General features: G+C 59.6%; 21 protein-coding genes and 1 riboswitch. Of the genes, 10 read left to right on the forward strand and 11 right to left on the reverse strand.

Going from position 1 to position 17998, the window contains the following annotated elements:
• Nucleotide 1 precedes the first annotated feature (1 nt).
• From ACJSDX_RS09545 to def, 5 genes are all read right to left on the reverse strand, one after another.
• Nucleotides 2-583, reverse strand: coding sequence for a DUF4390 domain-containing protein (locus ACJSDX_RS09545; RefSeq protein WP_309564103.1), 582 nt, complete (start codon nucleotides 581-583; stop codon nucleotides 2-4).
• The gene (gene rsmB / locus ACJSDX_RS09550) at nucleotides 546-1823 is read right to left on the reverse strand and encodes a 16S rRNA (cytosine(967)-C(5))-methyltransferase RsmB (protein ID WP_407994506.1); all 1278 of its coding nucleotides are present in this window, start codon (nucleotides 1821-1823) and stop codon (nucleotides 546-548) included. The genes ACJSDX_RS09545 and rsmB overlap by 38 nt, the downstream gene beginning before the upstream one ends.
• A 3-nt stretch (nucleotides 1824-1826) precedes the next feature.
• A complete protein-coding gene (gene htpX / locus ACJSDX_RS09555) occupies nucleotides 1827-2666 on the reverse strand; it encodes a zinc metalloprotease HtpX (RefSeq protein WP_407994507.1) in 840 nt (279 codons plus the stop codon).
• A gap of 149 nt (nucleotides 2667-2815) precedes the next feature.
• Nucleotides 2816-3742 carry a methionyl-tRNA formyltransferase gene (gene fmt / locus ACJSDX_RS09560; RefSeq protein ID WP_407994508.1) on the reverse strand — a complete coding sequence of 309 codons (927 nt, stop codon included), beginning with the start codon at nucleotides 3740-3742 and terminating at the stop codon, nucleotides 2816-2818.
• Between the two features lie 10 nt (nucleotides 3743-3752).
• Nucleotides 3753-4256, reverse strand: a complete 504-nt coding sequence (gene def / locus ACJSDX_RS09565; protein WP_407994509.1) for a peptide deformylase — start codon at nucleotides 4254-4256, stop codon at nucleotides 3753-3755.
• 94 nt (nucleotides 4257-4350) lie between these two features.
• Here def and ACJSDX_RS09570 point away from each other — a divergent pair, with 94 nt between their 5' ends.
• The 3 genes from ACJSDX_RS09570 to ACJSDX_RS09580 all read left to right on the forward strand — a co-directional run bounded on the left by ACJSDX_RS09570 (nucleotide 4351) and on the right by ACJSDX_RS09580 (nucleotide 7054).
• Entirely contained in the window at nucleotides 4351-5409 is a 1059-nt protein-coding gene (locus tag ACJSDX_RS09570) for a LysM peptidoglycan-binding domain-containing protein (protein ID WP_407994510.1), read from the forward strand.
• Nucleotides 5410-5456: 47 nt separating this feature from the next.
• On the forward strand, nucleotides 5457-6500 hold the full coding sequence (dprA, locus tag ACJSDX_RS09575) for a DNA-processing protein DprA (protein WP_407994511.1): 1044 nt from the start codon (nucleotides 5457-5459) through the stop codon (nucleotides 6498-6500).
• Between the two features lie 101 nt (nucleotides 6501-6601).
• Nucleotides 6602-7054 (forward strand): Smg family protein, encoded by a 453-nt coding sequence (locus ACJSDX_RS09580; protein WP_407994512.1) that lies wholly within the window; start codon nucleotides 6602-6604, stop codon nucleotides 7052-7054.
• A gap of 55 nt (nucleotides 7055-7109) precedes the next feature.
• Here the strand turns inward: ACJSDX_RS09580 and metF are convergent, their stop codons facing one another.
• From metF to metK, 5 genes are all read right to left on the reverse strand, one after another.
• Complete coding sequence (gene metF / locus ACJSDX_RS09585) at nucleotides 7110-7952, reverse strand: methylenetetrahydrofolate reductase [NAD(P)H] (RefSeq protein WP_407994513.1); 843 nt, start codon at nucleotides 7950-7952, stop codon at nucleotides 7110-7112.
• 142 nt (nucleotides 7953-8094) lie between these two features.
• Nucleotides 8095-8442: a phage holin family protein gene (locus tag ACJSDX_RS09590; protein WP_407994514.1), complete on the reverse strand. Its 348-nt coding sequence runs from the start codon at nucleotides 8440-8442 to the stop codon at nucleotides 8095-8097.
• 182 nt (nucleotides 8443-8624) lie between these two features.
• Nucleotides 8625-10034, reverse strand: coding sequence for an adenosylhomocysteinase (gene ahcY, locus ACJSDX_RS09595; RefSeq protein WP_407994515.1), 1410 nt, complete (start codon nucleotides 10032-10034; stop codon nucleotides 8625-8627).
• A gap of 113 nt (nucleotides 10035-10147) precedes the next feature.
• Nucleotides 10148-10227: riboswitch (S-adenosyl-L-homocysteine riboswitch) on the reverse strand.
• Between the two features lie 118 nt (nucleotides 10228-10345).
• Nucleotides 10346-10468 carry a DUF3391 domain-containing protein gene (locus tag ACJSDX_RS09600; RefSeq protein ID WP_407994748.1) on the reverse strand — a complete coding sequence of 41 codons (123 nt, stop codon included), beginning with the start codon at nucleotides 10466-10468 and terminating at the stop codon, nucleotides 10346-10348.
• A gap of 40 nt (nucleotides 10469-10508) precedes the next feature.
• On the reverse strand, nucleotides 10509-11672 hold the full coding sequence (gene metK / locus ACJSDX_RS09605; protein WP_407994516.1) for a methionine adenosyltransferase: 1164 nt from the start codon (nucleotides 11670-11672) through the stop codon (nucleotides 10509-10511).
• Nucleotides 11673-11743: 71 nt separating this feature from the next.
• Between metK and ACJSDX_RS09610 the strand changes: the two genes are divergently transcribed.
• The 4 genes from ACJSDX_RS09610 (at nucleotide 11744) to xerC (ending at nucleotide 15224) form a co-directional block, all read left to right on the forward strand.
• Complete coding sequence (locus ACJSDX_RS09610) at nucleotides 11744-12592, forward strand: lysophospholipid acyltransferase family protein (RefSeq protein WP_407994517.1); 849 nt, start codon at nucleotides 11744-11746, stop codon at nucleotides 12590-12592.
• Nucleotides 12593-12670: 78 nt separating this feature from the next.
• Nucleotides 12671-13501: a diaminopimelate epimerase gene (dapF, locus tag ACJSDX_RS09615; protein ID WP_407994518.1), complete on the forward strand. Its 831-nt coding sequence runs from the start codon at nucleotides 12671-12673 to the stop codon at nucleotides 13499-13501.
• Between the two features lie 138 nt (nucleotides 13502-13639).
• Nucleotides 13640-14329, forward strand: coding sequence for a DUF484 family protein (locus tag ACJSDX_RS09620; RefSeq protein ID WP_407994519.1), 690 nt, complete (start codon nucleotides 13640-13642; stop codon nucleotides 14327-14329).
• A gap of 16 nt (nucleotides 14330-14345) precedes the next feature.
• Entirely contained in the window at nucleotides 14346-15224 is an 879-nt protein-coding gene (xerC, locus tag ACJSDX_RS09625; RefSeq protein ID WP_407994749.1) for a tyrosine recombinase XerC, read from the forward strand.
• Here the strand turns inward: xerC and moaC are convergent.
• On the reverse strand, nucleotides 15221-15715 hold the full coding sequence (gene moaC / locus ACJSDX_RS09630) for a cyclic pyranopterin monophosphate synthase MoaC (protein WP_407994520.1): 495 nt from the start codon (nucleotides 15713-15715) through the stop codon (nucleotides 15221-15223). The genes xerC and moaC overlap by 4 nt on opposite strands.
• A gap of 77 nt (nucleotides 15716-15792) precedes the next feature.
• On the opposite strand from moaC, the gene ACJSDX_RS09635 reads away from it, so the two are divergent.
• The 3 genes from ACJSDX_RS09635 to soxZ are packed head-to-tail and all read left to right on the forward strand — an operon-like array spanning nucleotide 15793 to nucleotide 17988.
• Nucleotides 15793-17220 (forward strand): M48 family metallopeptidase, encoded by a 1428-nt coding sequence (locus ACJSDX_RS09635; protein WP_407994521.1) that lies wholly within the window; start codon nucleotides 15793-15795, stop codon nucleotides 17218-17220.
• Nucleotides 17220-17684 (forward strand): thiosulfate oxidation carrier protein SoxY, encoded by a 465-nt coding sequence (locus tag ACJSDX_RS09640; RefSeq protein ID WP_407994522.1) that lies wholly within the window; start codon nucleotides 17220-17222, stop codon nucleotides 17682-17684. The genes ACJSDX_RS09635 and ACJSDX_RS09640 overlap by 1 nt, the downstream gene beginning before the upstream one ends.
• On the forward strand, nucleotides 17668-17988 hold the full coding sequence (gene soxZ / locus ACJSDX_RS09645; protein WP_407994523.1) for a thiosulfate oxidation carrier complex protein SoxZ: 321 nt from the start codon (nucleotides 17668-17670) through the stop codon (nucleotides 17986-17988). The genes ACJSDX_RS09640 and soxZ overlap by 17 nt, the downstream gene beginning before the upstream one ends.
• The last annotated feature ends 10 nt before the right edge of the window (nucleotides 17989-17998 follow it).

A 17998-nucleotide genomic window follows, 5' to 3' on the forward strand; every position in this document is an offset into this window, starting at 1 on the left:
TTTACTGGCTGAGCGCTGGCGTCCAGCGGAAACGCTCGGATGCCATGTTCCAGTCCTCCGAGCTAAGGGTGTCCACCTGCAACGCCTTCGGCAATTTGGATTGATCCAGGCGCATGCGCAGGCCGGCCTGGTAATTCTCGCCCTTTTTCAGCAGGCCGCCGTCAATCACCTGCCAGTTCCGCAGGTGGGAAATTTCCTCCTTGGCTTCCTGGATGCTGGCGAACGAGAGCTGGTGGCCGTCGCGGTTGACCAGATATTGGCGGGACAAGGCATGGTAACTCAAGGAAACCTTGCTGGTCAGGCTGACGATCTCATCGTCGAACCAGTAGCGGCGGGGCGAAACAAGCTGGAACTCTACAAGGAAGTTCAACGGCATGCCCTTGCTGACGGCTTCTTCCAGCGCCGGGCTGAGGACGAGGCCAAAATCCGCATCCAGGAGGTAAGCGCCGTCTTCGGAAGCGACCAGCTCTGCGGAGTCGATTGACAGGCTGCTTTGGGTGGCAACGGCCTGATAGCTGAAAAAAGCCAGCAGTAAAAGGAACAGCCTAAACTTTCTGCAGTAAAGCGTAAAAGAAGCCGTCATGTTCTGTACCGGGGAGTAATTGTCCTTGGTTTAATTGTAATGTGCTGTGCTTGCAGGGCACCAGGCGCGCATCGGGCTGAACTTGCAGAAACCGCGAGACCTGTTGGTGGTTCTCCTCGTGGAATACCGAGCACGTGGCGTAAAGCAATTTACCACCCTTTGCCAGCAGCCGCCACAAGCCCTGCAATATCACGCGCTGCTGTTCGGCGAATGCCGCAATGTCCTGCTCCCGCCGCAGCCATTTGATATCCACATGTCTGCGCACGATGCCCGAGGCGGTACAGGGCACATCGGCCAGGATGCGGTCGTACGGCACGCCGTCCCACCAGGCCTCCGGATTGCCGGCATCGCCTTGCACCAAGTTGGCCCGCAGGTCCAGGCGGTCCAGGTTCTGCCGGACGCGATGCAGGCGCTGGGCGTCATTGTCCATGGCAGTCATCTGCACATCGGCCAGTTCCAGGACATGGCCGGTCTTGCCGCCAGGCGCGCAACAGGCGTCCAGCACCCGCATGCCGTCGGCTACATCCAGTTCCAGCGCGGCAAACTGGGCGCCCCAGTCCTGTACCGACGCCCGGCCTGCGTCGAAACCCGGCAGGCGGCCGACTGGCACGGCGTGCTCCAGCATAATGGCCTGTTCATCCAGCGCACGGGCATCCAGCCCCGATGTCTGCAAACTTTCCAGGTAGCTTGCCGTATCGCCATGGCGGCGGTTCACGCGCAAGGTCATGGGCGGATGCTGGTTGCCTGCTTCCAGCATGGACTGCCAATGTTCAGGGTATTGTTGCCGGAGCTTGTTGATCCACCATTGCGGGTAGGAGTATTGCGCGGCTTCGTTGTTGGCGAGCCGCTGTTCCAGAGTATCGCGTTGGCGCAGGAAGTTGCGCAGGACGGCATTGACCAGCCCCTTGGCCCAGGTTTTCCTGGTTTTTGCGGCGGCCAGCACGGCCTGGTTGACCACGGTATGCGCGCCGGCCTTGTCATAAGCAAGCTGGTACAGGCTGACCAATAGCAAATGATGGATGAAGGCGTCGCTCAACGGGTGCTGCAGCAATTGCTGCAGCAAGGTCTCGAGCCGCGCGTAGAAGCGCAACGTGCCGTAGGCCAGGTCCTGGCTGGCGGCACGCTGCTGCGGTGTGATGTCGCGATGGTGCTGGAACAGCGTTTCCAGCACGACGGATAGGTTGCGTCCATCAAGCACTTGCCCGACGGCTTGCGCGGCAAGCTGCTGCGAGACCTGCACGGGTCAGGCAGCCATCGCCATGAGGCGCTTGATGCGTTCCTCGGTTTGCGGATGGGTGCTGAACAAGCCCTTGATGCCGTCTGCCGAAAGCGGGTTGATGATCATCATTTGCGCAGTCTCGGGATGCTGCTCGGCAGTTTCCAGCGGAATCTTGTGCGCGTAGTTGTGTATCTTCTGCAATGCGGCGGCGAGCGCGGTAGGGTCGTTGCAGATGGCCGCGCCGGCACGGTCTGCCTCGAACTCGCGCGCACGCGAGATTGCCATCTGGATCAGCATGGCCGCGATCGGCGCCACGATCATGATCAGCAGCGCGACAGCCGGATGCACATTGCGGTCACGGCCGTGTGCGAACAGCATGCCGAACTGCGCAATCGAGGAAATGGCGCCGGCAATGGTGGCGGAAATGGTCGATATGAGCGTATCGCGGTGCTTGACGTGGGCAAGCTCGTGCGCCATGACGCCGCGCAGCTCGCGCTGGGTGAGGATGCGCATGATGCCGGTGGTCGCCGCTACCGCGGCGTTTTCGGGATTACGCCCAGTCGCGAAGGCGTTGGGCTGGCTCTCGTCGATGATGTAGACCTTGGGCATGGGCAGGTCGGCATTTTGCGCCAGCTCGCGCACCATGTTGTAGAACTCGGGAGCCGTATTGGCATCCACCTCGCGCGCGTTGTACATCTTGAGCACGGCCTTGTCGGAGAACCAGTAGGCATAGACGTTCATGGCGCCTGCCAGCAGCAGGGCGATCATCATGCCGCTCGCGCCGCCCAGCGCTGCGCCCACCGAGCCGAACAGGACGACTATCCCCGCCATGAGGATGGAAGTCTTTAGCCAGTTTCCTACCATTGTTTAACACTCCATTCTGAATTCATTACGTGCGGCATACGGCCGCAATCTGTCGCTCTTGTTTCCCCAATTAGATAGTGGTCAATGGGAAAAATTCAAGCGGACGGACAGCTTTTTTGCCGATGAGGCAGTGCGCAGGATTGATGGCGTCAGCCGCCGAACTTGTCGCCCAAATCGAGCGGGTTGCCTGCTAGGAAATCCCTTGCCTTCAGGCGCTTGCCGCCGGGCAGTTGCAGTTCCTCGATCCTTAGCAGGCCCTGGCCGCATCCCACGAGGATGCCGTCGTCCAGCGACACGATGGCGCCCGGCTTCGCAGCGCCGGCCACCGCCTGCGCCATCCAGATGCGGCAGGTTTCGCCCTTCAACGTACTTTGCGCGACAGGAAACGGGTTGAAGGCGCGCACTTGTCGGGACAATTCCTCTGCGCTTTTGCGCCAGTCGATGGCTGCCTCCGTCTTCTGCAGCTTTTCCGCATAAGTGACGAGCGCTTCGTCCTGAGGCTCGGCTTCCAGCTTGCCTTCCTGTTCGAGCCTGTCCATGGCCTGCAGCATGAGTTCAGCGCCTATTTGCGCGAGTCCGTCATGCAGGGTTTGGGCAGTATCCTGCTCAGTGATGGGCAGCGAGCCGCGCAAGATCATCGCGCCTGCATCCAGCGCCGGCACGACCTCCATGATGGTGACGCCGGTCTCCTTGTCCCCGGCGAGCAGGGAGCGCTGGATGGGGGCGGCGCCGCGCCAGCGCGGCAATAACGATGCGTGGATGTTGTAGCAGCCGTGGCGCGGCATATTGAGCACGGCGGTCGGGATGATGAGCCCGTAGGCTGCCACCACGAGGGCGTCAGCGTTCTCTTCTGCTATCCTGGCCTGTACGGCTTCATCCTTGAGCGTTTCCGGTTGAAATACCGTAATGCCGTGCTCCAGCGCGAGGCTTTTGACCGGGCTGGGCTTCAGTTTCATGCCCCGGCCTGCGGGACGGTCGGGCTGGGTCAGCACCAGGCTCACTTCATGGGATGACTGAATCAGGGCTGCCAGTGCTGGCACTGCGAATTCCGGAGTCCCGGCATAGATGATTTTCATGGAGGGTCGATCAGGCGCGCTCGCGCTGGCGTTTCTTGAGTTTGTTCTTGATGCGGTTCTGCTTGAGGCCGGACAGGTATTCGACAAATACCTTGCCAAGCAGGTGGTCTATCTCGTGCTGGATGCAGACTGCCAGCAAACCGTCCGCTTGCAGCGTGAACGGTTTGCCATGTTCGTCCAGGGCTTCCACCGTGATTTCTGCCGCGCGCGTCACGGTTTCGTAGAAGCCGGGCACGGAAAGGCAGCCCTCTTCGTAATCCTGGCTGCCGCACTTGCTGAGGATCTTGGGGTTGATGAACACCTGCAGCGCGGACTTGTCCTCGGACAGGTCCATGACGATCACCTGCTTGTGCACGTCGACCTGGGTTGCAGCCAGGCCGATGCCAGGCGCGTCGTACATGGTCTCGGCCATGTCGCGCACCAGTTGCCTGATGTCGTCATTGACTTCTTCCACTGGGGCTGCCACTTTGTGCAGGCGCGGATCGGGGTAGGTCAGGATGTCTAGAATTGCCATAGAACGCTTGCTTGATTAATAGATTGAATGCAGAATCCAGTGCAAGTTACAGAATATTAAATGAATCCTTACGCCTGCCGTTAAGATATACATTATGTATAAACACATTATAACGCTGCTCATGCTTTGTTGCCCGATTTTGCCTGTCATGGCGGACGAGGTAAAGCTGCAAGCCAATCATCCTGATCGCTATGTTGTCGTCAAAGGCGATACCTTGTGGGGCATTTCGGGGCGTTTCCTCAAGGACCCGTGGCAGTGGCCGCAGGTATGGAAAATGAACCGCGAGCAGATCAAGAACCCGCATTTGATCTATCCCGGCGATGTGGTTGTGTTGGATGTGAGCAGCGGTTCGCCGGAATTGCGCCTGTTGCGCGAGACGGTAGCCAATCCCGAAGTCAGCCTGTCGCCGGGCATCCGCAGCGAAAAGCTCGAAGCCGAGGCGATTCCCGCCATTTCGCCCAGCGTCATCGCGCCTTTCCTCAGCCAGCCGCTGATTATCGAGAATGACGGGCTCAAGGATGCGCCGAGCATAGTCGCGGGGCCGGAGAATCGCGTGGTGCTGAGCCCCGGTTCGCGCGTCTATGTCGACAAGATTGCGGAAGGTGAAGGTACGCTGTGGAATATTTACCGCGCAGGCAAGACCTACATCGACCCCGAAACCAAGGCCGTGCTCGGCACCGAGGCGATCTATCTGGGCGACGCCAGGATCACCAAGTATGGCGAGCCTGCCAGCGGCGACATCGTCAGCGCCAAGGAAGAAATTTTTGCCAACGACAAATTGGTGGCCGCGCCTGAGAGCCTGCAAACCAATTTCGTGCCACAGGCGCCGGAAGCCGATGTCAAGGGACGCATCCTTTCCATCTACGGCGGGGTGGCCGAAGCCGGGCGAAACACCATCATTGCCATCAGCAAGGGGAGCGACGACGGGCTGGAGCAAGGGCATGTGCTCGCCATCAACCGCAACGGCCGGGTGATCAAGAACCCTAAATACGACAAGAAGAACAAGGAGTCGAAAGAGCCTGAGAACATCAAGCTGCCCAACGAGCGTATCGGGCTGGCCATGGTATTCCGCACTTTCGACAAGATTTCCTACGCCCTCATCATGCAGGCCACCGAACCAGTTAATGTGCTGGATGTGGTGGAGAAGCCATAGACGGCACCAGCTATGAAGAAGCCGGGCTCTGGGTCAGCCTGAGCCTGGTGCCTGGCCTCGGCAGCCAGGCGTTGTGCCAATTGCTGGCGGCCTTCGGTTCCCCCGAACAAATCTACAGCGCCAGCAGGCAACGCCTGCGCGACATTGTGCCGGACGCCGTGGCGAATGCTATCGCGAGCGGCCCCGATCCCGAGCAACAGGCTGTCATCTCTGCCTGGCTGCAGCAGCCGGGAAACCACCTGGTGACTCTCGCGGACGCATGCTATCCGCAATCCCTGCTCGATATTCCCAATCCTCCGCCGCTGCTTTATGCAAAAGGCAGGCCGGAGCTGCTCAATATGCCGTCGATCGCGGTAGTGGGCAGCCGCAACGCCAGCCCGCAAGGGGAAAAGAACGCCGAGGAATTTGCGGCTGCCTTGAGCAGGCAGGGCTTGTGCATTGTCAGCGGCATGGCCTTGGGCATCGATGGCGCCGCGCACAAAGGCGCCTTGCAGGCCGGCGGCGCTACGGTCGCAGTCGTGGGCACCGGCCTGGATATCGTCTATCCCGCAAGGCATCGCGCGCTAGCGCACCAGATTGCCGAGCAAGGCCTGATCATTTCCGAGTTCGCATTGGGAACGCCTTCCCGCGCGCAGAATTTCCCGCGCCGCAACCGCATCATCAGCGGCCTGAGCCAAGGCTGCCTGGTGGTTGAGGCCAGCTTGCAAAGCGGCTCGCTGATCACGGCGCGGCTTGCAGCGGAGCAGGGGCGCGAAGTGTTCGCGATTCCCGGTTCCATCCATTCTCCGCAGGCCAAGGGGTGCCACCAGCTCATCAAGCAGGGCGCCAAACTGGTGGAAAGCATGCAGGATATTCTCGACGAGATGAAAATTTCCCCATCTTTACTCCCTGTCTCCTCAGTTATTGAGCCGCCCGTAGAGAATGGTCATGACCCGTTGCTTGAGGCGCTGGGATACGACCCGGCCAGCCTGGATACGCTGGCCGCAAGAAGCGGCTTGACGACCGAGCGCCTTTCGGCCATGCTGTTGGTGCTGGAGTTGGAAGGTAAGGTAACCTCTCTACCGGGAGGGCGTTTCCAGCGTATCGCCTAATTCTGTGAACAATATCAACACAACCTCATGGCGATTCTCAAGATCTGCCAAGTGTTTGGATATATCGCAGGGTCACCCGGGTCATTTTGATTGGGGAATGTATGTTCGAAGTCCTGGTGTATATGTTTGAAAACTACTTTGAGTCAGATATCCATCCCGACCACGAAACACTTTCTAAAGAATTATTCGCAGCAGGTTTTGACCAGGAAGACATCAATGGCGCTTTTGATTGGTACAGCGCCTTGGAGTCGATGTCCGAAGGTGATGAGGCGCAGCTTGGCACCGCTGGACTCCGTATCTATAGCGAAGCCGAGACCAAGAAGCTAAGCGCCGACAGCCTGAGCTTCATGATGTTTCTCGAGCAGGCCAAGGTATTGACGCCAGCCCAGCGCGAATTGGTGATCGACCGGGCGATGGCATTGTCGCAGCCCGAAATCGGCCTGGAGGAGACGCGCTGGATCGTATTGATGGCGTTGTGGAACCAGGACAAGGCAAGCGATTACCTGTTTGTCGAGGATGCCATGTTCAACGACCACCGTCCGACCTTGCACTGAGGCAATATTTTTCACATCTTGCAATCCGGAGGCTGTCCGGCCTCCGGCAAATCTGTTATTCCTCCCCTGCGCCCAGTTGCTCAAGAATGGAGCTGATGGTGCCTGCCTGGTTCAGCGTGTAGAAATGCAGTCCCGGCGCGCCACCGGCAAGCAGCTGTTCGCATAAATCCTCGACCACTTCGGCGCCGAAAGCGCGCAATGAGGCGAGATCGTCGCCGTAGTCCTGCAACCTCAACCTCAGCCAGCGCGGGATTTCCGCGCCGCACACGCTGGAAAAGCGCGCGAGCTGGGTGAAGTTGTAGATCGGCATGATGCCCGGCACGATCGGGATGGCGACGCCCGATTTCTCGCACTGGTCGACGAAGCGGAAATAGGCATCCGCATTGTAGAAATATTGCGTGATGGCGGTATCGGCACCCGCATCCACTTTTTGCTTGAAATGCCTGAGGTCCGCGCTGGGCGATGAGGATTCCGGGTGAAATTCCGGGTAGGCCGCCACCTCGATCTGGAACCAGTCGCCGGTTTCGGCGCGGATGAAGGCCACCAGTTCGCTGGCGTAGCGGAAATCGCCGGCGCTGACTTCGCCGGAGGGAATGTCTCCGCGCAATGCCACCAGGCGCTTGATGCCTTGCTGCTTGTATTGTTCGAGCAGGGCGCGGATTTCTGCCTTGTCGGCCGAAATGCAGGATAGGTGCGGCGCGCCTTCGTATCCGGCCTGCTGGATATCGATCACGGTTTCCAGGGTGCGGTCGCGCGTGGAGCCGCCTGCGCCGAAAGTGACCGAGAAGAACTTGGGGTTGAATACGGCAAGCTGGTCGCGCGCGGCGCGCAGCTTTGCCATGCCTTCTGCCGTTTTGGGCGGGAAAAACTCGAAACTAATGGTAGGGGCAGTTTTCATTTAAAAACCATGCGAATGCGTTGTTAATAGTGTGGCTTGGATGGTTAGCAAAACTCAGTGAAGCAATCCTGGCTAGACGCCCTGCCGCAGGCAGTACAAGTAGTACGGCAGGGCAATGCCAGGAGAGTCTTGTTGGCCGTTCTTAATCCTTGGTGCCCAGTATCAGGGAGATGAGCGCCCATGAAATCAGGCTGTAGAGCACGGCGCCCAGGATGCCGCCCAGCAACGTCTGCACTTCGAAACCGCTCAGTATGTGGCCGACGAAGAGGAACAGCAGGCCGTTGATGACGAGCAGGAACAAGCCCAGCGTCAGTACGGTGACCGGCAATGTCAGGACGACCAGCACCGGCCGGATCAGCAAATTGACCAAACCGATCACCGCAGCGGCGATCAAGGCGCTGCCCAGTCCGGCTACGTGGATGGACGGAATGACATAAGCCACTGCAAGCAGGGCCAGGGCGTTGAGCAACCACACAATCAAGAGTTTCATATTGCTATTCTCCTTGAGTATGCCCGGTGCTGCTGGGCGAGTTGGGTGAAAGACATGCAGTGCCCGGCAATGGGCCGGGCATTATGCTTGGAGCGCCTCACAAAACATTCTTGGCGTTGTTGCTCTGCTTGCGGCAGAGCGCCTGGCCAGGATCGGTTTCACCGAGTGTTGGTTGGCCGCCCTTAGTAGCGGTAGTGGTCTGGCTTGAATGGACCATGCTTGGCCACGCCGATGTAAGCCGCCTGCTCATCGGTCAAGGTGGTCAACTGGGCATTCAGCTTCCTCAATTGCAATAGCGCCACTTTTTCGTCCAGATGCTTGGGCAGAGTATAAACGCCTACCGGATACTTGGCAGTATTGGTAAACAATTCAATCTGGGCAATGGTCTGGTTGGCGAACGAGGAGCTCATCACATAGCTGGGGTGGCCGGTCGCGCAACCCAGGTTGACCAGCCGGCCCTGTGCCAGCAGGATGATGCGCTTGCCGTCAGGGAAGATGACGTGGTCGACCTGGGGCTTGATTTCCTCCCACTGGTATTTCTCGATCGAGGCAACGTCGATTTCGTTGTCGAAGTGGCCGATGTTGCAGACGATCGCCTGGTCCTTCATCTTGAGCATGTGGTCGTGTGTGATGACATGGTAGTTGCCGGTGGCGGTCACGAAAATATCGCCGTGTTCGGCGGCGTAATCCATGGTGACGACGCGGTAGCCTTCCATCGCCGCTTGCAGGGCGCAGATCGGGTCGATCTCGGTCACCCATACCTGGGCGGACAAGGCGCGCAATGCCTGGGCGGAGCCCTTGCCTACGTCGCCATAGCCTGCGACCACGGCAATCTTGCCGGCCACCATCACGTCGGTGGCGCGCTTGATGCCGTCGACCAGGGATTCGCGGCAGCCGTACAGGTTGTCGAACTTGGACTTGGTGACGGAGTCATTGACGTTGATGGCGGGGAAGGCCAGCTTGCCTTCCTTGTGCATCTGGTAGAGGCGGTGCACGCCGGTAGTGGTTTCCTCTGTGACGCCGAGAATCTTGGACAAACGTGTGGAATACCATGTCTTGTCCTGCTTGAGCTTGGCCTTGATGGCGTTGAACAGGCTGGTTTCTTCCTCGCTGGCGGGATGGTTGAGGATGGTCGCATCCGCCTCGGCGCGCGTGCCGAGATGCAGCAGCAACGTCGCATCGCCGCCGTCGTCCAGAATCATGTTGCTGTAGCCGCCATCCGCCCACTCGAAAATACGGTGGGTATAGTCCCAGTATTCGTCCAGGGTTTCGCCCTTGACGGCGAAGACCGGGATATCCTGCGCTGCAATGGCGGCGGCGGCGTGATCCTGCGTGGAGTAGATGTTGCAGGAAGCCCAGCGCACTTCCGCGCCGAGGTCGCGCAGGGTCTCGATCAGCACGGCGGTCTGGATGGTCATGTGCAGGGAGCCGGTGATGCGAGCGCCGCGCAACGGCTTGGTCGCCGCGTATTCTTCGCGGATCGCCATCAGGCCCGGCATTTCGGTCTCGGCAATCGCAATTTCCTTGCGGCCCCATTCAGCCAGCTTGATATCGGCAATAACGTAATCTTGGGTATTAGCCACAGTATTCATCCTTCAAAACGTTAAACAACGCGACACTGTCGTGTCCATATGGAATGTGTGACCAGTGGGAGAGGCGAGGCAGGAATTCGTGCGTTTCACCATCTCATGACCGGTACGTGTCAATCTGGTGAACGCCGTTTGCGCAGCTTGCGCTGCGGTACCGAGCCTGGGGATGGATATCCTTGCAACGTTCCTCGGTAGAGGCGCCATTATAGTGGCTTTATCGGGCTTATGTCACTGCTGAGAGTCAGGAATAGCAGATGTCGTTTGTCCAGATCAGAGTGTGATCTCGGGCTGGGCGCCACTACTGATGAGTTTGTCTATCTCCGATTGTTCGGTGATATGAAAGGCGCCACGCCAGAAGGGATGGTTGATCCAGATATATCGAGCTTGTGGATAAACATGCCAATGCGAAGCTGGCTGACAGGGATTTTTTTCAGTATTCCTGGGCCAGCTTACATTGGCTATTGAGCAGCCTCTTGATTAGAGGCCTGCTGCCGCACGCAGTTCTGCAGCCTTGTCAGCTGCCTCCCAGCTGAACTCGGGCTCGTCGCGTCCGAAGTGGCCATAGGCTGCAGTCTTGGAGTAGATGGGACGCAGCAAGTCCAGCGCTTTGACGATGCCTTTGGGGCGCAGGTCGAAGTGGTCCAGCACCAGCTGGGTCAGTACCTCGTTCGATACCTTGCCCGTGCCGTAGGTCTCCACCATGACGCTAGTGGGCTTGGCGACGCCGATGGCATAGGAAACCTGCACCAGGCAGCGCGAAGCCAGGCCTGCAGCGACGATGTTCTTGGCGACGTAGCGGCCGGCATAGGCGGCAGAACGGTCAACCTTGGATGGGTCCTTGCCCGAAAATGCGCCGCCGCCGTGGGGTGCGGCGCCGCCGTAGGTATCCACGATGATCTTGCGTCCAGTCAGTCCGCAATCGCCTTGCGGGCCGCCGATCACGAAGCGCCCGGTCGGGTTGACCAGGAACCTGATGTCGCCCTTGATCAGCTCCTGCGGCAGGGTAGGCTTGATGATTTCCTCGATCACGCTCTCGCGGACTTGATCCAGGCCGATGTCGGGCGCGTGCTGGGTGGAAATCAGCACGGTATCGATCTTGTGCGGCTTGCCGTCGACATACTGGATGGTGACCTGGCTCTTGGCGTCAGGGCGCAGCCAGGGCAGGCGGCCGTCCTTGCGCAATTGGGACTGGCGTTCCACCAGGCGGTGCGAGAGCCAGATAGGCAATGGCATCAATTGCGGTGTTTCGTCGCAGGCATAGCCGAACATCAGGCCCTGGTCGCCAGCACCCTGGTCCAGCGGGTCGTCGTTGGCGTTATCGACACCCTGGGCAATGTCCGGGGACTGCTTGTCATAGGCGACCAGCACGGCGCAACTCTTGTGGTCGATGCCGTAGTCCGCGTTGTCGTAGCCGATGCGCTTGATGGTGTCGCGTGCGATCTTGATGTAATCGACGTTGGCAGTCGTGGTGATTTCGCCTGCCAGCACGACCAAGCCGGTATTGGTCAAAGTTTCCGCTGCCACGCGCGCAGTAGGGTCCTGCTCGAGAATCGCATCCAGAATGCTGTCCGAAATCTGATCGGCGACCTTGTCGGGATGGCCTTCGGAAACGGATTCGGATGTAAATAGGTATTCGCTCATGAGCTCCTGCCAAATCAATTATGCAAAAGGTTGTTAGAATAGCAAAATCATGGTGTTTCAAAAAGAAGTACATGCTTAAAGCATTATTACGCATTCTGGCAATGCTGCCTTTGCCCATCATCAATGGGGTCGGCGTGCTGACTGGATGGGGGCTCTATTTCTTTTCCCAGAAGGTGCTGCGCCGCACGCGCAAAAATCTTAACGTGGCGGGCATCGCGCCATCGTCAGCGGAGTATCGCAGGCTGGTGAGGCGCAGCGTCCTGGAAACCGGCAAGGGCCTGGTCGAGACGTTTGCCATCTGGTTCCGCCCGCAGGAAAAGGTGTTGCCCTGGGTCGGGGAGTGCCGCGGCTGGGAGCACGTGGAAGCCGCGCGCGAGCAAGGGCAAGGCATCATTTTCCTCACTCCCCACCTGGGTTGTTATGAAATTACCGCGCTCTATTATGCGGCGCGGCACCCGATCACCGTGCTATACCGGCCGGCGCGCCAGCAGTGGCTGGCCCCCCTGATCGACGAGGGACGCAACCGCAGCCAGATCAAGCAGGCGCCCACCAGCCTGAGCGGGGTGCGCAGCTTGCTCAAGGCCTTGAAGCAAGGCGAGGCCATCGGCATATTGCCCGACCAGGTGCCTGAATTTGGCGAGGGCGTTTGGGCGGATTTCTTCGGCACGCCGGCATATACCATGACGCTGGTGGGCAAGCTGGCGAGCACTTCGGGTGCCAGGGTGTTGCTTGCGTTCGGGGAGCGCTTACCGTGGGGGAAGGGTTATGTCATCCATATCCGCCCGCTTGAGCTGGAGCCTACGCCCGACAATATCAACCAGAGCATAGAGCAGTTGGTCAGACTGTGCCCCGAGCAATATCTTTGGAGCTACCGCAGGTTCAAGCAGCCCAAGCCGCACGGCAAGCCGCGCGAAGCATAGAGGCAAGGGGAAATCGGATTTCACGTACGTACGGCAATTGCCTAGAATAGGTGGATTGCCCTCATTGCAAGGCAGGATATGAAACTTAGTTTTACCAAGATGCAGGGCATAGGCAACGATTTCATCGTCATCGACGGCTATAGCCAGCCGGTCAGTCTGGATGCGGAAACGATCCGCTGCCTTGCCGATCGCCATTTCGGCGTGGGTTTCGACCAGCTGCTGCTGGTGGAGCGGCCGACCATGGAAGGCGTCGACTTTCGCTACCGGATATTCAATGCCGATGGCGGCGAGGTGGAGCAATGCGGCAACGGTGCGCGTTGCTTCGTGCGCTTTGTGCACGACAAGGCCCTTACCAGCAAGCGTGAAATCCGGGTGCAGACGGCGCGCGGCATCATCCTGCCCAGGCTGGAAGACAACGGCCTGGTTACGGTGAACATGGGCGAACCACGTTTCGAGCCGGAAGAAGTGCCGTTTATCGCCGACCGGGAAGCGGTGACTTACTCGCTGCAAGTCGCAAGCCAGACCTTGGAAATTTCCACGGTTTCCATGGGCAATCCGCATGCCGTGGCCGTGGTCGGCGATGTCGATACGGCGCCGGTGGAAAGCCTGGGGCCATTGGTTGAGCGTCATGAACGCTTTCCCCAGCGGGTCAACGCAGGATTCATGCAGGTCTTGGACAGCCATCACATCCGCCTGCGTGTGTTCGAGCGCGGCAGCGGCGAGACCCTTGCATGCGGGACCGGCGCATGTGCGGCCGTGGTGAGCGGGATCAGACGCGGCTTGCTGCAGTCTCCGGTCAGGGTCGTCACTCGGGGCGGCGAGTTGAACATCGCCTGGGACGGAGGCCGTCAGCCGGTCTGGATGACCGGCCCTGCCGAAACCGTATTCGAGGGCAGCATCGATATTTAGAGCGGCTGGCAAAGCCTAAGCAATCCTGGCCAAGCGTCCTGTTGCAGGCATTACAATTGAGTAATGCCGGACAATGCCGTGAGCCGGAACCGGTTTGGCCGCGTTTACCCGCCAGTAATGGCGATTCAAGGAGTCAGCATGGAAGCACAAGACCAGAACAACGAACATCAGGCAACGGAATACCAGGTAACGAGCTACCTGCGCGCCCATCCGCAGTTCTTCGAGCACCATACCAGCTTGCTTGCCGAGCTCTACCTGCCGAGCCCGCACGGCCAGGGGACGATTTCTCTCGCCGAGCGCCAGCAATTGGCGCAGCGCGACCGCATCCGTGTGCTGGACGCCAAGCTTGCGCAACTGGTGAAATATGGCGAGGAAAACGACGCGATCGGCGAAAAGGTGCACAGGCTGAGCTTGGGCCTGCTGGCGACGGAGCGCCTGGAGGTGCTGGTCAGCCTGCTGGAGCACAGCTTGCGCGAGGATTTCCAGGTGCCGTACGTGAGCTTGCGGCTGTGGGCGCAGCCGCGCGACGGCGGCAACGGCAGCCTGCCTGCTTTCGCCAGCGTCGACCAGGAGCTGCAGCGCTGGGCACAGGGACTGGCGACGCCTTATTGCGGCAACCGGCCCGGCATGCCATTGCAGGGGTGGTTCGGCACAGAGGCGAGGCCTGCTTCCTTTGCCGTCATGGCGCTCAAGGCGGAACAGGTGTTCGGCGTGCTGGCCCTGGCAAGCGATGACGAAAAACGCTTCTACCCCGATATGGGCACGCTCTACCTCAAGCGCATAGGCGAGCTGGTCAGTGCCGCCCTGTTGCGGCATATCGCCGTGTAAAGCAGCCGTGCAAAACGTGGATGAGCTGCAGCGTTATCTGGAGTACCTGCGATTCGAGCGGGGCTTGAGCCCGCTCACCGTAAAGCATTACCAGCGCGACCTGGAGCTGTTGTTCGACCTCAAGTCCGGGCTGGCGCTGGATGCGCTGCAGCCATCGCATATCCGCCGCTTCATCGCCGCCCTGCACGGACGGGGCCTGAGCGGCAAAACGATTGCGCGCCACCTTTCGGGCTGGCGCGGTTTTTTCGATTTCCTGGTCAAGCGTCATGGCGCAAGCTGCAACCCTTGCCATGACATGCGCGCGCCTAAATCCCCCAAGTCCCTGCCCAAGGCATTGGCGATCGACCAGGCGGTGCAATTGGTGGATATGGAAGGTGAGGACATACTCTCGGTACGGGACAAGGCCATCCTGGAGCTGTTCTATTCCTCCGGTTTGCGGCTTTCCGAAGTGACCGGATTGAATATCGAGGACCTGAACCTGCGTGAAGGAACGGTGAAGGTACTGGGCAAGGGGAGCAAATCGCGCATCGTGCCCATGGGCCGCCATGCCATCCAGGCCATGCAAGATTGGCTGGCGGTACGCCAGCCTGCAACATCAAGTAACGAACAGGCGGTTTTTCTCAATCGCAACGGGCAACGCATCAGCGGCCGGGCCATTCAGTACCGCATCAAGCAATGGGCAATCAAGCGCGGCATCAGCAGCAACGTGCATCCGCACATGCTGCGCCACAGCTTTGCGAGCCATGTGCTGCAGTCCAGCGGCGACCTGCGCGCGGTGCAGGAAATGCTGGGGCATGCCAATATCAGCACCACGCAGGTGTATACGCACCTGGATTTCCAGCATCTTGCCAAGGTATATGATGCGGCGCACCCGCGTGCGCGCAAAAAGGATTAAAGGAGGCTAGCTGGTTTACTAGCCTGCCAGTGCCCCGACTTGCCGCCCTGTTTTTCCAGCAGGCGTATTTCGCTGATGACCATGCCCCTGTCCATGGCCTTGCACATGTCGTAAATCGTCAGCAAGGCGATGCTGGTGGCGGTGAGCGCTTCCATTTCCACGCCGGTGCGACCGACGGTTTCCGCCGTCACCTGGCAATGCACGGCATTTTCGATGCTGTCAACGCTGAACTCCACGCCTACCCGGGTGAGCGGGATCGGGTGGCAGAGCGGGATCAATTCAGCCGTGCGCTTTGAACCCTGTATCGCGGCGATGCGGGCAATGCCCAGCACGTCTCCCTTCTTGGTATCGCCTGCTGTAATGGCGGAAAGGGTATCGGCCTGCATGCGGATGCTGCCATGCGCAATGGCAACACGCCTGGTTTCGGCTTTCTCTCCAACGTCGACCATATGGGCCTGGCCGCTGGCATCAAAATGGGTGAGCTTGCTCATGCGGTTTCCTGCGTTGTGGCCGGCGGATTCATGGTCCGGCGCTAGTGAACTTGGTGCTTGAGGTTGCTATCATAGCAATGATGAAAGCGCTTTATCCAATCGTATTCCTTGCCGGCTTCGCGCCAATCGCGCTTGCAGACGGCTTGCCCGAGCTTGGCGACTATTCCGCCACTGTCATGTCGCCGCTCGACGAGCAGCGCATTGCCGATGAGATCATGCGCGACGTCTATGCCAGCAGCCAGGTGCTGGAAGATCCGGAAGTCAACGACTACATTGATGCCCTCGGCCACCGCCTCGCGGCCAGCGGCCCGGACAAATACCAGCGCTTCAATTTCTTCGTGGTCAAGGACAACAGCATCAACGCGTTCGCCATGCCCGGCGGCGTGATCGGCGTGCATACCGGCTTATTGCTGGCCGCCAGGAACGAATCGGAAGTCGCCGGGGTGCTCGGCCACGAGATCGGGCACGTGGTGCAGCGCCACCTCGCGCGCATGCTGGCCAAGCAGAAGAACGATTCCGTCATCAGCATGGCGACCATGGCGTTGGCGCTGCTCGCCGCGCGCAGCAACCCGCAATTGACGGGGGGCGCGCTAACCGCCGCGACTGCAGGTTCGATCCAGAAGCAGATCGACTATACGCGCGAACACGAGCGCGAGGCGGACCGCGTCGGCTTGCAGATCATGGCGGATGCGGGCTTCGATACCCGCGCGATGCCGTCTTTCTTTGAAACGCTGCAAAAAGGCACGCGGTTCTCGGAAGGCAGCGCACCGGCATTTTTGCGCACCCACCCGCTGACGGTGGAGCGGATTGCCGATGTGCGCAACCGCGTGGAGCAAGGCAGTTTCCGTGCGGTGCAGGAAACCCCGGAGTTCTATTTCGTCAAGGCTAAGCTGCTTGCGAACATCGGCACTGCGGACAGCGCCATCAACATTTTCCGCATCAATCTGCAGGAAAAGCGCTATGCCAGCGACGCTGCGGAACATTACGGCATCGCGCTGGCGATGCTGCGCAAGAACGACCTTGCCGGCGCGCGCGAGGAAGTTGCCTGGCTGCGCAAGAATGCCGTCCCGAACGCCATGATAGAGACCGTGGCAACCAAGGTCGCCGTGGCAGGGCAAACACCTGTGGTGACGGAGCAGCGATATCTTGAGGCATTGGGCAGCTACCCCGATCACCGTGCGTTGATTTATGGCTATGCCGAGCACTTGCTGGGCTCCAGGCAATCGGAAAAACTGCTGCAGTTGATTTCCGACAAGCAGGGCCGGTTTCCCGACGACCCTTATTTCTATGAATTGAAGGCGCGCGTCTACAGCATGCAGGGCAAATCGCTGCTCATGCACCAGGCGCAGGGCGAGGCTTACGCGCGGCGCTATAACCTGCGCGGCGCCGTGGAACAGATGGACTTGGCGGCGAAAGCGACGGACGGCGACTTTTACGAAAAATCCATTGTCGAGGCGCGCCTCAACCAGCTACGGCTGCAGCTCGACGACAAGAGGCCGAATTGATGAAATCATTAACTAAAGCCGGGCGGCGTCCGCTGTTGCAGTGGCTGGCGGCATGTATGCTGATGCCGTGGCAGGCAGTGGCCGCCAGCTGGGGCCGTCCAGCCATGGAAGCTGGGCACATTGGACCTGGTTCGCAACCGTCGGATCAGTTGGTCAGCACCCGGCAGGATGAGATCGAGATCGTGGCGCCGGCTTCGGCCGAAGACGGCACCAGCATACAAGTGGAAATCATGAGCCGGTTGCCAGGCACGGAAGCCATCGCACTGTTTGCCGAGAAGAACGCTGTGCCCTTGCTTGCCAACTTCACTTTCAGCCATGGGGCGCAGCCCTATGTCGTCACGCGCATCCGGCTTGCGCAGAGCCAGTCCATTGAAGTGGTGGTCAAGGCCAATGGCATGTATTACAAGGCCAGCCGCTATATTGCTGTGGCGAATGCGGGAGCGATGAGTGACGTCCGCGGCTAACAGTACCGGCATGCAGGCACGGCTCAGGCATGGTGTGGCCGAAGTCACGCTTTCGCTGTTCCATCCCATGGAGAACGGGCATAGGCTGGATGGGTCGGGCCAGGCGGTTTCCGCGCATTTCATCCAACTGGTGCAGGTCAGCCATAATGGGCAGCAGGTGCTGGAAGCGCAATGGGGCACAGGTATTGCCAGCGATCCGCAATTGATTTTTTACGTGGCGGATGCGAAGGCGGGCGATACCGTGAGCGTGGAGTGGCATGACAACAAGGGACATAGCGGCCATCATGCCATTACGCTTGCCTAGCGCGAGCCTG

It is taken from the genome of Methylobacillus draconifructus (assembly GCF_045984355.1).
Classification (GTDB): domain Bacteria; phylum Pseudomonadota; class Gammaproteobacteria; order Burkholderiales; family Methylophilaceae; genus Methylobacillus; species Methylobacillus flagellatus_A.